This window comes from Kitasatospora sp. NPDC093806, from assembly GCF_040683335.1.
In the GTDB taxonomy this organism is placed as follows: Bacteria; Actinomycetota; Actinomycetes; order Streptomycetales; family Streptomycetaceae; genus Kitasatospora.
On record NZ_JBFBDO010000065.1, the window covers coordinates 1 to 13996 of the forward strand.

The 13996-nt window shown below is 74.8% G+C and carries 8 protein-coding genes; 5 read left to right on the top strand and 3 right to left on the bottom strand.

The genetic code is table 11. The annotated features are described in order from the left end of the window. Both AB0N76_RS26115 and AB0N76_RS26120 read right to left on the bottom strand, forming a co-directional pair. Nucleotides 1–4497 (bottom strand): beta-ketoacyl synthase N-terminal-like domain-containing protein (locus tag AB0N76_RS26115; protein WP_363560907.1); only part of this gene is annotated, 4497 nt, incomplete at its 3' end. Between the two features lie 45 nt (nt 4498–4542). After that, nucleotides 4543–7845 carry a beta-ketoacyl synthase N-terminal-like domain-containing protein gene (locus AB0N76_RS26120; RefSeq protein WP_363560909.1) on the bottom strand — a complete coding sequence of 1101 codons (3303 nt, stop codon included), beginning with the start codon at nt 7843–7845 and terminating at the stop codon, nt 4543–4545. A gap of 369 nt (nt 7846–8214) precedes the next feature. On the opposite strand from AB0N76_RS26120, the gene AB0N76_RS26125 reads away from it, so the two are divergent. The 3 genes from AB0N76_RS26125 to AB0N76_RS26135 all read left to right on the top strand — a co-directional run bounded on the left by AB0N76_RS26125 (nt 8215) and on the right by AB0N76_RS26135 (nt 11380). Next, a complete protein-coding gene (locus AB0N76_RS26125; protein WP_363560911.1) occupies nt 8215–9003 on the top strand; it encodes an alpha/beta fold hydrolase in 789 nt (262 codons plus the stop codon). A gap of 140 nt (nt 9004–9143) precedes the next feature. Beyond that, entirely contained in the window at nt 9144–10721 is a 1578-nt protein-coding gene (locus AB0N76_RS26130; RefSeq protein ID WP_363560913.1) for an MFS transporter, read from the top strand. A gap of 161 nt (nt 10722–10882) precedes the next feature. Beyond that, nucleotides 10883–11380, top strand: a complete 498-nt coding sequence (locus AB0N76_RS26135) for a TetR/AcrR family transcriptional regulator (RefSeq protein ID WP_363560915.1) — start codon at nt 10883–10885, stop codon at nt 11378–11380. A gap of 69 nt (nt 11381–11449) precedes the next feature. On the opposite strand, the gene AB0N76_RS26140 is transcribed toward AB0N76_RS26135, so the two are convergent. Next, on the bottom strand, nt 11450–11740 hold the full coding sequence (locus AB0N76_RS26140) for a hypothetical protein (RefSeq protein ID WP_363560916.1): 291 nt from the start codon (nt 11738–11740) through the stop codon (nt 11450–11452). A gap of 250 nt (nt 11741–11990) precedes the next feature. Here AB0N76_RS26140 and AB0N76_RS26145 point away from each other — a divergent pair, with 250 nt between their 5' ends. Together AB0N76_RS26145 and AB0N76_RS26150 are read left to right on the top strand one after the other, a co-directional pair. Next, entirely contained in the window at nt 11991–12665 is a 675-nt protein-coding gene (locus AB0N76_RS26145) for a response regulator transcription factor (RefSeq protein WP_363560918.1), read from the top strand. A 43-nt stretch (nt 12666–12708) separates the two neighbouring features. Beyond that, the gene (locus AB0N76_RS26150; protein WP_363560920.1) at nt 12709–13992 is read left to right on the top strand and encodes a HAMP domain-containing sensor histidine kinase; all 1284 of its coding nucleotides are present in this window, start codon (nt 12709–12711) and stop codon (nt 13990–13992) included. The last annotated feature ends 4 nt before the right edge of the window (nt 13993–13996 follow it).

Genomic DNA, 13996 nt, shown 5'->3' on the forward strand with positions numbered 1-13996 from the left:
CCGGGCGGCCTGCGCCCGCAGCCCGTCCGCCGTCCGGGCGGAGACCACCCACGGCAGCGGTCCGCCCACGCTCGCCGGCGCCTCGGTCTCCTCGGCGGTCTCCTCAGCGGTCGGCTCGGCGGCCTGCTCGACGATCACATGCGCGTTGGTGCCGCTGATCCCGAACGAGGAGACCCCCGCCCGGCGGGGCCGCCCGGCCGACGGCCAGTCCCGCTGCTCGGTGAGCAGCTCCACCGCGCCCGCCGACCAGTCCACGTGCGGCGTCGGCTCCTCGACGTTCAGGGTCCGCGGCAGCACACCGTGCCGCATCGCCATCACCATCTTGATCACGCCGCCGACACCCGCCGCCGCCTGCGCGTGCCCGATGTTCGACTTCAACGAGCCCAGCAGCAGCGGTCGTTCGGCCGAACGCTGCTGCCCGTACGTCGCCAGGATCGCCCCGGCCTCGATCGGGTCGCCGAGCGCGGTGCCGGTGCCGTGCGCCTCGACGGCGTCCACGTCCGCCCCGGTGAGCCCGGCCGTGGCCAGCGCCTCGCGGATCACCCGCTCCTGCGAGCGGCCGTTGGGCGCGGTCAGACCGTTGCTGGCGCCGTCCTGGTTGATCGCCGAGCCCCGGACGAGCGCCAGGACCCGGTGCCCGTTGGCCCGGGCGGCGGACAGCCGCTCCAGCACCAGCACGCCCACGCCCTCCGACCAGCCGGTACCGTCGGCCGTCGCCGAGAACGCCTTGCAGCGGCCGTCGGCCGCCAGTCCGCGCTGCCGGCTGAACTCCAGGAACATGCCGGGCGTGGCCATCACCGTCACGCCGCCCGCCAACGCCAGGTCGCACTCGCCGGACCGCAGCGACTGCCCGGCCAGGTGCAGGGCGACCAGCGAGGACGAGCAGGCGGTGTCGACCGTCACGGCCGGGCCTTCGAAACCGAAGGAGTAGGCGATCCGGCCGGAGACCACGCTGCCGGCCATCCCGGTCAGCAGGTAGCCCTCGGAACCCTCGGTCGCCTCGTGCAGCCGCGGGCCGTAGTCCGGGGCCATCACGCCCGCGAACACCCCGGTCCGGGAGCCGCGCAGCGCGGCCGGGTCGATGCCCGCCTGCTCGACGGCCTCCCAGGAGGTCTCCAGCAGCAGCCGCTGCTGCGGGTCGGTCGCCGCCGCCTCGCGCGGCGAGATGCCGAAGAACCCGGCGTCGAACCGTCCGGCGTCGTGCAGGAAGCCGCCCCGGGTGACGTAGCTGGTGCCGGAGTGCTCGGGGTCCGGGTGGTAGAGCGCCTCCAGGTCCCAGCCGCGGTCCTCGGGGAAGCCTGTGATCCCCTCCCGGCCCTCGGCGACCAGCCGCCACAGCTCGGCGGGGGAGGAGACCCCGCCGGGGTAGCGGCAGGCCATGCCGACGATCGCGATCGGGTCGTCGCTGTCGTCGACGGCGGCCGCCGCGCGGGTGGCGACGGCGGCTGCGGTGCCGAACACCGCCTGCCGCAGGTGCTGGGCCAGCGCGGCCGGCGTCGGGTGGTCGAACAGCACGGTGGTGGGCAGCGCCAGTTCGCACTCGGCGCCGAGCGCGTTGCGGATCCGCACCGACAGGTGGGAGTCGACGCCCTGGTCCTTGAAGGTCCGGTCGGCCTCGACGGCCTCCGGCGCGGGGTGGCCGAGCGCGGCGGCGGTGTGCGCGAGGACCAGCCGCAGGCAGGCGGCCGTCCGGGCGGCCTCGTCCAGCGGCTCCAGCTCCTCCCGCAGCGCCGAGCCGGCGGCGTCCGAGCCGGCGGCCTCCGTGAGGGCGGCAGCCTCCGTGAGGGCGCTCCCGGCCGGCCGCGCCGTTGCGGCCACGACGGCGGGGGTGCCATCCAGCCAGTACCGCTGCCGCTGGAACGCGTACGTCGGCAGCGCGGTCCGCTCGCCGCCGAACGGGGCGAGCACCGCGGCCCAGTCCACCGGCAGTCCGCGCACGTACCCCTCGGCGAGCGCCGTGAGCCAGCGGTCCGGCCCGCCCTCGCCGCGGCGCAGCGTGCCCAGCGCGACGGCCGTGGCGCCCGCCGCCTCCAGGCTCTCCTGGACGGCGAGGGTCAGCACCGGGTGCGCGCTGCACTCGACGAAGAACGCGTGCCCGTCGGCGACCAGCGCCTGCACGGTGTCGGCGAACCGGACGGTGCGGCGCAGGTTGGTGTACCAGTACTCGGCGTCCAGGCCGGCGGTGTCGGTGAGCTCGGCGGTGACCGAGGAGTAGAACGGGATCTCGCCGGTGCGCGGCTCGATGCCGGCCAGCGCCTCGATCACCTCCGCGCGGACGAGCTCGACCTGGGCGCCGTGCGAGGCGTAGTCGACGGCCACCCGACGCGCTCGGACGCCGTCGGCCTCGCAGGCGGCGATCAGCTCGTCCAGCGCCGCCGGCTCGCCGGAGACCACGCTGGAGGAGGTGCCGTTGACGGAGGCCAGCGAGATCCGCTCGCTCCACGGGGCCAGCCGGGCCACCGCCTGCTCGGCGGGCAGCGCCAGCGAGACCATGCCGCCGAGGCCGGACAGCCGCTCCTTGATCGCCCGGGCCCGCAGCGCGACCACCCGCGCGCCGTCCCGGACGCTGAGCGCCCCGGCGACGGTGGCGGCGGCGATCTCGCCCTGGCTGTGGCCGACCACGGCGGCGGGCTCCACCCCGGCCGCCCGCCACATCGCGGCCAGCGCGACCATCACGGCCCACAGCGCGCACTGGACCAGGACCACGTCCTCCAGCGCCTCCGGGCCCTCGTCGCCGCGCACCACGGCGAGCACCGAGCGGTCGACGAACTCGCGCAGCGCCACGTCGCACTCGGCCAGCCGGTCGGCGAACACCGGTGAGGTCTCCAGCAGTTGCGCGGCCATGCCGTGCCACTGGGCGCCCTGGCCGGGGAAGACGAAGACGGCCTTGCCGGTGAGGTCGGCCCGGCCGGTGACGACGCCCGCGCCGGGTTCGCGGCGGGCGAGCGCGGTCAGCCCGGCCAGGCCCTGCGCCCGGTCGGCGGCGAGCACGACGGCGCGCTCGTCGAGCGCCGCCCGGGTGAGCGCGAGCGAGCGGCCGAGGTCGGCGGGGGTGAGCGCGGGGCGGTCGGCGGCGAACGCGGCCAGCTGCTCCGCCTGGGCGCGCAGCCCGGCCCGGCCGCTGCCGGAGAGCGGCCAGGGGACGGGCGCGGCGGCGGTGAGCAGGGCCGGTCCGGCCGGGGCGGGGAGGTCCTCGGCGGGCCGCCGCCCGTCCCATTCGCCCACCACCACGTGGCAGTTGGTGCCGCCCATGCCGAACGCGGAGACGCCGGCCAGCAGCGGCCGCTCCTGCTGCGGCCAGGGGCCGAGGGCGGTGCGGACCTCCAGGTTGAGCGCGTCGAGCGGGATCTCCGGGTTGGGCGTCTCGTGGTTCAGGGTGCCGGGCAGCTCCCGGTGCTGGACGCTCAGCACCACCTTGAGCAGGCCGGTGATGCCCGCCGCGCCCTCCAGGTGCCCGACGTTGGTCTTCACCGAGCCGACCACCAGCGGCCGCTGCCGCCCCTCGGCGGTGCCGACGGCCCCGCCGAGCGCCGCCGCCTCGATCGGGTCGCCGACCGGGGTGCCGGTGCCGTGCAGTTCGACGTACTGGACGTCGGCGGCGCGCACCCCGGCGTGCCGGTGGGCGAGCCGGACGACCTCCTCCTGGGCCCGGCGGTCCGGCGCGGTCAGGGTGGCGCCGCCGCCGTCGTTGTTGACGGCGCTGCCGAGCAGCACGCAGCGCACCGGGTCGCCGTCGGCGAGGGCCTGCGAGAGCAGCTTCAGCACCAGCACGCCGCCGCCCTCGCCGCGCACGTAGCCGTTGGCCCGGGCGTCGAAGGTGTGGCAGCGGCCGTCGGGGGAGAGGGCGCCGAAGGCCCCGATCCGCTCGGTGGTCTCCGGCAGCAGGTTGAGGTTGACGCCGCCGGCCAGCGCGACGGCGGACTCCCCGCTGCGCAGGCTCTCGCAGGCCAGGTGGACGGAGACCAGCGAGGAGGACTGGCCGGTGTCCACGGTCAGGCTGGGGCCGCGCAGGCCGAGCACGTAGGAGAGCCGGTTGGCGATGATGCTGCGGTGCAGCCCGGTCATGGTGTGCGGGGTGACGGCCTCGGGGCCGAGCTGCGCGGTGAGGCCCGCGTAGTCGTCGGTGATGACGCCGAGGAAGACGCCCGCCCGGGCGCCGGCGAGCCGGTCGGGGGCGAGGCCGGCGTCCTCCAGGGCCTGCCAGCCGAGCTCCAGGGCGAGGCGCTGGTGCGGGTCCATGGCGGTCGCCTCGCGCGGGGAGATCCCGAAGAACGCGGCGTCGAACTCCTCGACGGAGTCCAGGAACCCGCCGCGCCGCCAGTCGGTGCGCGGGCCGTCGGGACCGGACCAGCGGCCGTCCGGGGCCTCGGTGACGGCGTCCCGCCCCTCGCGCAGCAGCTGCCAGAACGCGTCCGGACCGGGGGCCTGCGGCAGGCGGCAGGCGAGGCCGACGACCGCCACCGGCTCGGGCGCCGGCCCGCTCGGCTGGTCGGTCACCGGGTCTGTGTGAGTGGCACGCTTAGACATACACCCAATCCAGCTTCAGGAGAGCAGTTCAGGGACGGTGGCGAGCAGTTCGGCGGCCAGGAACTCGGCCAGCTCGACCGGTGTCGGGTACTCGTAGACGGCGCTCAGGGACAGTTCCAGGCCGGTCTCCTCGCGCAGCCGGGTGCCGAAGTCGACGGCGGACAGCGAGGTGAAGCCGAGGTCGAGGAAGTCCGCGTCGGCGGCGACGGCCTCGGCGGAGGCGAAGCCGAGCGCGACCGCGCCCTCGTGCCGGACGAACCGGCAGAGCTCCTCGGTGAGTTCGTCCGGGGCCAGGCCGCGCAGCCGGTCCAGCAGGGTGGCCGCGGCCTCCTCGGCGGGCTCGGCCGCGGGCTCCGCCGCCCCGGCGGCCGGCTCCTGGCGCAGCCGCCAGCCGGCGAGCAGCGGGAGCACCCGGTCGAGCGCCTCCCGGTGCTCGGGGGCGGCGTCCAGCAGGCCGAGCAGGCGCTCGGTGTCGCCCGCGGCGACGGCCTGCCAGAACCGGCCCTCGGGGGAGTCCGGGTCGGCCGCGCCGGGCCGGGCCCCCGGGTCCTCCAGCCAGTACCGCTCGCGCTGGAAGGCGTAGCTCGGCAGGTCACCGGCGCGCAGGCTGCCGGGAAGCGCGGGCACGGGCAGCGCCGGGGCCAGGTCCACCGGGTGGCCGGCGACGTGCAGCCCGGCCAGGGCGGTGAGCAGTGCGGCGGGCTCCTCCCGGTCGCGGCGCTGCGCGGGCAGCACGCCGACGGCGGCGCCGTCCTCGGCCAGGGTGGCCCGGGCCATCGCGGTCAGCACCGCGTCCGGTCCGGCCTCCAGGAAGACGGTGACGCCGGCCGCCCGCAGCGCGGCGACGCCGTCGGCGAACCGGACCGCCTCGCGGACCTGCTGCACCCAGTACTTGGGGTCGGTGAGCCGGCCGGGCTCGGCGGGCGCGCCGGTGACGCCGGAGATCACCGGGAGGTCCGGCTCGCGGTAGCGGACGCCCTCGGCGACGGCGGCGAACTCGGCCAGTATCGGGTCCATGTGCGCGGAGTGGAAGGCGTGGCTGACCCGCAGCCGCTTGGTGCGGCGGCCGGCGGCGGCGAGCGCCGCGGCGACCTCGGTGACCGCGTCCTCGTCGCCGGACAGGACGGTGGCGGCGGGGCCGTTGACGGCGGCGACGCAGGCCCGCTCGCCGTAGCCGGCCAGCGCCGCGAGCACCTCCTCCTCGCCCGCCTCGACGGCCACCATGGCGCCGCCCTCGGGGAGGGCCTGCATCAGCCGGCCGCGGGCGGCGACCAGCCGGGCGGCGTCGGCGAGGTCGAACACGCCCGCGACGTGCGCGGCGGCCAGTTCGCCGATCGAGTGGCCGATCAGGTGGTCCGGGCGGACGCCGAAGGACTCCAGCAGGCGGTACAGCGCGACCTCGACGGCGAACAGGGCCGGCTGGGTGAACTCGGTCCGGTCCAGCTCGGCCGAGGCGGGGTCGAAGCACAGCTCGCGCAGCGAGCGGCCGGCCGGCAGGTCCAGCAGCGGGTCCAGCTCGGCGCGGACCGCGTCGAAGGCCTCGGCGAAGACCGGGAAGGCCGCGTACAGCTCGCGGCCCATGCCGGGCCGCTGCGCGCCCTGGCCGGTGAACAGCACGGCGAGCGGTCCGCCGGCCGAACGGCCCTGCACCACGGCCGGGTTGGCCTCGCCGGCGGCCAGCGCGGCCAGGCCCGCCAGCAGGTCCTCCCGGCCGCGGCCGAGGACGACGGCGCGGTGCTCGAAGCCGGTCCGGCCGGTCAGCAGGGCGGTGGCGAGGGAGTCGAGCGGGGCCTCGGGCCGGTCGGCCAGGAAGGTCCACAGGCGCTCGGCCTGCCCGCGCAGCGCCCGCGGGCCGCGGGCGGAGAGCACCCAGGGCAGCGGGCCCGGGGCGGCCGCCGTCCGGTCGGCCGACCCGTCGCGGTCCTCCTGCTCCGGCTCGGCGGCCTGCTCCAGGATCACGTGCGCGTTGGTGCCGCTGATGCCGAAGGAGGAGACGCCGGCTCGGCGCGGGCGGTCGACCCGCGGCCACTCCCGCTGCTCGGTGAGCAGCTCCACCGCGCCCGAGGCCCAGTCCACGTGCCGGGACGGCTCGTCCACGTGCAGCGTCTTCGGCAGCACGCCGTGCCGCAGGGCCAGCACCGTCTTGATCACGCCGCCGACGCCCGCCGCCGCCTGGGTGTGGCCCAGATTTGACTTCAACGAGCCCAGGTAGAGCGGCCGTTCGCGCTCCTGCCCGTACACCGAGAGCAGCGCCTGGGCCTCGATCGGGTCGCCCAGGGCGGTGCCGGTGCCGTGCGCCTCGACCGCGTCGACGTCCGAGGGGGCGAGTCCGGCCTGGGCCAGCGCCTGCCGGATCACCCGCTCCTGCGCCGGCCCGTTGGGCGCGGTCAGGCCGTTGCTGGCGCCGTCCTGGTTGACCGCGCAGCCGCGCACCAGCGCGAGCACCGGATGCCCGTTGGCCCGCGCGTCCGACAGCCGTTCGAGCAGCAGCAGGCCGACGCCCTCGGACCAGCCGGTGCCGTCGGCGGCCTCGGCGAAGGCCTTGGACCGGCCGTCGGGGGCCAGCCCGCGCTGGCGGCTGAACTCCACGAACACGCCGGGGGTGGCCATCACGGTCGCCCCGCCGGCCAGCGCGAGCGTGCACTCGCCGCGCCGCAGCGACTGCGCCGCGAGGTGGAGCGTCACCAGGGAGGAGGAGCAGGCGGTGTCGACGGTGATCGCCGGGCCCTCGAAGCCGTAGGTGTAGGCGAGCCGGCCGGAGGCGACGCTGGCCGCGCTGCCGATGCCGACCATGCCCTCGACCTCCTTCGGCGTGGGCCGCAGGCGCCAGGCGTAGTCCTGGTACATCACGCCGGTGAAGACGCCCACCTGCTCGCCGCGCAGCGAGTCCGGCACGATCCCGGCCCGCTCGAAGGCCTCCCAGGAGGTCTCCAGCAGCAGCCGCTGCTGCGGGTCGATCGCGACCGCCTCCCGGGGCGGCAGGCCGAAGAAGCCGGCGTCGAACTCGGCCGCGTCGTAGAGGAATCCGCCCCGGGTCGAGTAGGTCCGGCCGATCGCGCGCGGGTCCGGGTCGTAGAGATCCTCGACCGGCCAGCCGCGGTCGGCCGGGAAGTCGCCGATCGCGTCGGTGCCGTCGGCGACCAGCCGCCACAGCTCCTCCGGGGAGGCGACCCCGCCCGGGTAGCGGCAGCTCATGGCGACGATCGCGATCGGCTCCTGCTCCCGGTCGGTGAGGGCGTTCAGCCGCTGCTGGGTCTGGTGCAGGGCCGTGGTGGTCCGCCTGAGGTATTCCCGGAGCTTTTCCTCGTTCGTGGTCATGCGGACGTCTTTCTCCTCGGCTGGAGAGCGGGCGGCGGAATGCGGGCGGCTGGTGCGGCGGAAAGGGCTGGTGCGGCGCGGTCGGCCGGTGCGGCGGAGGTGTCGGCCGCACCGGTAAATGCACCGGGGAAATGGTGCGGGAAACGTGCGGTCCGGGTGCCCGGTTATCCGGCGGAGCGAATGGCGGGCGATATGGCGGGCTATATGGCGCCGACCCTAGCTGGGCCGCTATTCGGCGCTCAACCCCTGGCGGACCCCCCTATTCCCCGCTAGGGGTGCCCGGGGCGCATGAGGGGGGTGGCCGGGCTGGCCCGGGGGTATCACCGCCGGTTGAATGTCCGGCGGAGGTCAACGCGCGTAGGAAGGGGAATGCGAATGCACGGGTCGGCACCGGGTGACCGGAGCAGTCAGTGGGTCCGGCGGTTCCGGCCGGCCCCCGAGGCGCCCTCGCAACTGGTCTGCCTCCCGTACGCCGGCGGCTCGGCCGGGTACTTCCTCCCGGTGGCCCGGGCGATGCCCGAGTCGGTGGACGTCCTGGCCGTGCAGTACCCCGGCCGGCAGGACCGTTCCGCCGAGCGCTGCGTCGAGGACCTGCACGAACTCGCCGATCAGGTGGTGGCGGCGCTGCACCCGTGGGCGGACCGGCCGTTCACCCTGTTCGGCCACAGCCTGGGCGCCTCGCTCGCCTTCGAGGTGGCCGTCCGGCTGGAGGCGGAGGGCGTCGCGGTGGACGGTGTGGTCGCCTCCGGCCGGCGCGCGCCGTCCCGTCCGCGCGACGAGTTCGTCCACCTGCTGGACGAGCGCGCGCTGGTGCGGGACCTGGAGCGGTTGAGCGGGACGGATCCCCGGATGCTGCGGGATCCGGAAATCCTGCGGATGATTCTGCCGTCCGTCCGCAGCGACTACAAGGCCGCCGAGACCTATCGTTCCCGGCCCGGCGCGGATTCCGTGCGCAGCCCCATTCTGGTGCTCACCGGGGACACCGATCCACAGGTGACCGCGGACGAGGCCGAGGCCTGGGCCGGGCACACCACCGGTGGTTTCTCCCGGCGCACCTTCACCGGTGGCCATTTCTTCCTCAACGACCACGCGCCGGCGGTGATACCGGTGATTGCCGAGTTCATTTCAGGGAATCGGGCGAAGGTGGACGCCGGGTGAATTCCGGAGGCCCGGAACGCGACCGCGGGCCGTCGCGTTCCGATGCCGGCGTCAGTACCGAAAAGTGTGACGAGGGTCACACTCCACCTGGATAGCGATACGCTCCCGTTGCGTATCGAAATCCCCTACAGTTCTGGGCCATGACGCAGACCGCGCTTCCCCAAGTCCAGCCCGAGGCCGGGCATCCACGCCGTTGGCTGATCCTCGGCGTGCTCGTCACCAGCCTGCTGGTGATCCTCATCGACAACACGATCCTCAACGTCGGCCTCCGCACCATCCAGCACGACCTGAACGCCACGCAGAGCGAGATGGAGTGGGTGCTCGACTCCTACATCCTGATCTTCGCCGGTCTGATGTTCACCTCCGGCGTCCTCGGCGACCGCTTCGGCCGCAAGCTCGTCCTGGTGCTCGGCCTCGTGGTGTTCGGCCTGACCTCGGTGGTCGCGGCCCTGGTGACCGAGCCGCTCCCGCTGGTCCTGGCCCGCGCCGGGATGGGCCTGGGCGCGGCGATGGTCCAGCCGCAGACGCTCTCGATCATCCAGAACGTCTTCCCGGACGAGGAGCGCGGCAAGGCCATCGCGATCTGGTCCTCGTTCTCCGGCATCGCCATCGCCATCGGCCCGATCAGCGGCGGCCTGCTGCTCAAGTGGTTCTGGTGGGGCTCGCTGTTCATGGTGAACATCCCGGTCATCATCATCGGCGTGGTCGCCGTGCTGCTGGTGGTCCCCGAGTCCCGCGACCCGAAGCCCAGCCGGCTGGACCCGCTCGGCGTGCTGCTCAGCACCGCCGGCGTGGTCGGCGTGGTCTACGGCATCATCAAGGGCGGCGAGACCAACGAGTGGACCTCCGCCGCCGTGCTCGTCCCGACCCTGGCCGGCGCCGCCGTCCTGCTGCTCTTCGTCTGGCTCCAGAAGCGCAGCTCCTCGCCCGCGCTGGACCTGACCCTGTTCCGCAACCGCGAGTTCTCCAGCGGCACCCTCGCCCTGTCGGTCACCTCGTTCTCGCTCATGGGCGGCCTGGTCTACATGGCCTACTACTGGCAGGCGGCGCGCGGCTACGACGCCCTGAAGGCCGGTCTGTTCGCGCTGCCGGTCGCCATCGGCATGATGATCGCCGCCGGCCTGAGCGCGGGCCTGGCCGAGAAGTACGGCTACCGCGGCACCGTCGCCAGCGGACTCGCCCTGATGGGCCTGTCCCTGGTCGGCTGGGTGATCGTCGAGCAGGACACCTCGGTCTGGTACCTGCTGGTGATCAGCCTGCTGTTCGGCGCCGGCATGGGCAACGTCTTCGCCCCGGCGACCGCGCTCGCCATGAAGGCCGTCCCGCTCGCCAAATCCGGCGCCGGCTCAGCGGTGAACAACACCGTCCGTCAGATGGCGGGCGCGCTCGGCATCGCCGCGCTCGGCTCGGTGCTCGCCGCCGGCTACCGGGGCGACATGACGGACGCGGTCAAGGGCGTCTTCCCCGAGGCGGCCCGGCACAACGCGGCCGAATCGATCGTCGGCACCGGAGCCGAGGCCGAAAAGCTGGTCGCGCAGGTACAGTCGGGTAGCGTCCCCCAGTCGGCGCTCGCCAACCTGCACGCGCTGTTCGAGAAGGCACAGGACGCCTTCATCTCGGCGATGCACATCACGTCGATCGCCGCGGGCGGATTCGCACTGATCGGCGCGGCGGTGGTGGTGTTGGTGATGCCGAAGCACTCGCTCGACATCGATTAGGAGGCTCCGCCATCCGCAACCCACCCAGCATCCAGAAGAAGGCGCCGGCCAAACGAACCACCGGCGCCCGCGCGGGCCGGCCTCGCAGTGAGGAGGCCGAGCGGGCGATCCTGGATGCCACCCTGTCCCTGCTCGCCGAGGTCGGACCGGACGGTCTCTCCGTGGAGACCGTCGCCGCCCGGGCCGCCGTCGCCAAGACGACCATCTACCGGCGGTGGAAGAACAAGGACGAGCTGCTGGTGGCCGCGATCATCTCGCTCCGGGGCGAGATGCCGGGGTCGCCGGCGGCGCGGGACCTGCGCGGGGCGCTGATCGAGTGCGTCGGCGGAATGCGGCAGATGCACGACGACCCGCGCTACATCCGGTTGGTGCCACGGCTGTTCGGGGTCGCCGACAGCCACCCGGCGCTCTACCGGGAGTACATGGACCAGGCGATCCGGCCCCGCCGGGAGATCGTGCTCCAGGTGCTGCGCCGGGGGGTGGCGGAAGGCGAGGTCCGCCCGGGGGCCAACCTCAACCTCGCGATGGACATGCTGCTCGGCCCGGTCCTGATCCGCTCCTTCCGCTCCGCCGGAGCGGACTCACCGGACTCAGGCTTCTCCGACCTCGACCCGCAGGAACTGGTGGACGCGGTCCTGGACGGCCTGACCCCCAGATGACCCGAGGCCCGGACCGGGCCACCCGCGACCGAGGGCCCCGTGGACTCCCCACCGGGCCCTCGTCGCCGTTCAGGGCGTGCCCCCGCCTCGGATGAGGCGCAGGGCGGGCCGGGTGCCGCCGCCCGGTTCCTCGGCCGTATCCTCCGCCGTTTCCTTCGCCGCTTCCCGCTCCGCCTCCTCGGCCGCCATCCGGGCGGCCATCGCGCGCAGGCGGGCCTTGTCCTCCTCGTCCGGCTCCCGCTCGCTCGGGTAGATGACCGCGTAGCGGACCCCCTGGTCGTCGTCCCAGGCGTAACTGCGGTACTGCGGCGTCGTCTCGTCCGTCACCGGGAACCTCCGGTACTCGCCCTCGTCGTGCATGCAGGAGTTCATACTCTGTCACGAACGGGGACCGCAGAGTGACGGTTCACCGTCGCCTCATCGAATCCTCAGGTTGGTTCGGCGAAGCTGTGGGTGTGGACGACGGCGCTCTCCCCATCCCCCACGGGAGGGCGCCTCGTCGACTTACCGCGCGGCACCGGCACCGCACGGCACCGCACCGCACCGGGCCGGCCGCGTGGCCGGTGCCGCCGGGGTGCGCCCGACAGAGCGGGGCGAAGGGGTGGATACCATGCCCGCTGTGCGTGTACTGGTGGTCGAGGACGATGAGGATCTGCGGTTCGCCGTCGCGGCGGCGCTGCGCGGGGGCGGTCTGGCGGTCGACGTGGCGGCCGATCTGCCCGCCGCCGACGAGGCGCTGTTCGTGACCGAGTACAGCTGCGTGGTCTTCGACCGCATGCTGCCCTCCGGGGACTCCGCCGAGTACGTGCAGCGGATGCGGCGGGACGGGCGGACCGTCCCCGTGCTGTTCCTCACCGCCCGCGACACCGTCGCCGACCGGGTCGAGGGCTTCGCCACCGGCGGGGACGACTACCTGGTCAAGCCGTTCGCCGTCCCGGAACTGGTCGCCCGGGTACGCAGCCTGTGCCGCCGGGCCGAGGTCCCCCGGTCCCCGGTCCACCGCTGCGGCACCCTGGAGGTCGACACCGCCCGCCGCACGGTGCACCGCGACGGCGTGCTGCTGTCGCTCACCGTCAAGGAGTTCGCGGTCCTGGAGATGCTGGCCGCCCGCCCCGGTGAGGCGGTGCGCCGGGCCGACCTGATCGAGAGCTGCTGGGACGAACTGACCGAGCCCAACTCCAACGTCGTCGAGGTGCTCGTCTCCCAGCTGCGCCGCAAGCTCGGCGACCCGCCGGTGGTGCACACCGTCCGGGGCGTCGGCTACCGGCTGGAGTCGACGCCGTGAGGACGCCGCACCCCGTGAGGACGCCGGACCTGGTGGGGACGCAGTGAGACCGCCGACCCCCGCCGGGCGGATCCGTCGGCTGCGCCTGCGGATCACCCTGCTGTTCGCCCTCACCAGCGCCGTCGCCCTGATCGGCATGGCCGTCCTGACCGTCCGGGCCGACGACGACGCCTGGCGCGGCAAGGTCGACACCGAGCTCAACGCCCGGGCCCGGGAGACCGTCGCCGCACTGAGCACCGGGGAGGACGGCGAGCTGGAGTTCCCGGACCCCAGGGAAGGCGGCTACGACTGCCCGGCCGTGACCCTGCTGACCGGCCCCCCGGAGCGGCTGACCGTCACCGCCCGGCCGCACCGGGCCTGCGTCCTCGTGCCGCTCGGCCCGCTCCAGGCGGTCGCCCGGGCCGCCGCCGGCTCCGACTCCGCCCGCGCCACCGCGCACGCCGACGACGGCCGCCCGGTGCGACTGTTCGCCCAGCCCTTCGGCGACCCGTCGGATCCCGAGACGACCGAGGGCGTGATCGTCGTGGCCGCGGACGTCTCCCAGGACGAGGCCGCCCACGACCGGCTGACCCTGGTGGTCGTGGCCGCCTGCGCGGCCCTGATCGCCCTGTCGGCGCTGTCCGGCCGGCTGCTCGCCGGGCGAGCCGTCCGCCCCGCGCTCGCCGCCCTCGACCAGCAGGAAGCCTTCCTCGCCGACGCCGCCCACGACCTCCGCACCCCGGCCGCCTCGCTGCGCCTGCTCGCCGAGACCGGGCTGCGCGGCGAGGCCGACCCCACCGAGGTCCTGGAACGCACGCTGCGCCTGTCGACCCGGATGGGCGACCTGGTCGACGGGCTGCTCACCCGTGCCCGGCTGATGGCCGGGGTGGTCGAACTCGACCTCGAACCGCTCCGCCTCGACCAACTCGTCGAGGCCGCCGCTTCCGACGTCCCCGCCGCTGCTCCGGCCTCCGCCCTGGGCCACCGGGTGACCGTCCGGACCGAGCCGGTGGTGGTGCTCGCCGACGCCGTGCTGCTGCGCCGGGCCGTCGGCAACCTGCTCGACAACGCGCTCGCCCACGGCCACGCCCCCGGCGAACCCGCCGACATCGAGGTCACCGTGACCGCGGACGGCACGGTCGCCGTCGACGACGCCGGGCCCGGCATCCCGCCGGACCGGGTCCGTTCGCTCTTCGAACGCTTCCGCAGTGGCTCCGGATCGAGCGGCCTCGGCCTGTCCATCGCCGCCTGGGTGGCCCACGCGCACGGCGGCTCGCTCACCGTCACCGCCAGCGCCCGCGGCGGCGCCCGCTTCGTCCTGCGCGTCCCGGTCCGCCGGAAGTCCTGAACGG

What these genes read in the sequence shown, in the direction of transcription:
- AB0N76_RS26130 (WP_363560913.1), top strand. Translation starts at nt 9,144, where the DNA reads ATGACGCAGACCGCGCTTCCCCAAGTCCAGCCCGAGGCCGGGCATCCA.
- AB0N76_RS26140 (WP_363560916.1), bottom strand. Translation starts at nt 11,740, where the DNA reads ATGCACGACGAGGGCGAGTACCGGAGGTTCCCGGTGACGGACGAGACG.
- AB0N76_RS26125 (WP_363560911.1), top strand. Translation starts at nt 8,215, where the DNA reads ATGCGAATGCACGGGTCGGCACCGGGTGACCGGAGCAGTCAGTGGGTC.
- AB0N76_RS26145 (WP_363560918.1), top strand. Translation starts at nt 11,991, where the DNA reads ATGCCCGCTGTGCGTGTACTGGTGGTCGAGGACGATGAGGATCTGCGG.
- AB0N76_RS26120 (WP_363560909.1), bottom strand. Translation starts at nt 7,845, where the DNA reads ATGACCACGAACGAGGAAAAGCTCCGGGAATACCTCAGGCGGACCACC.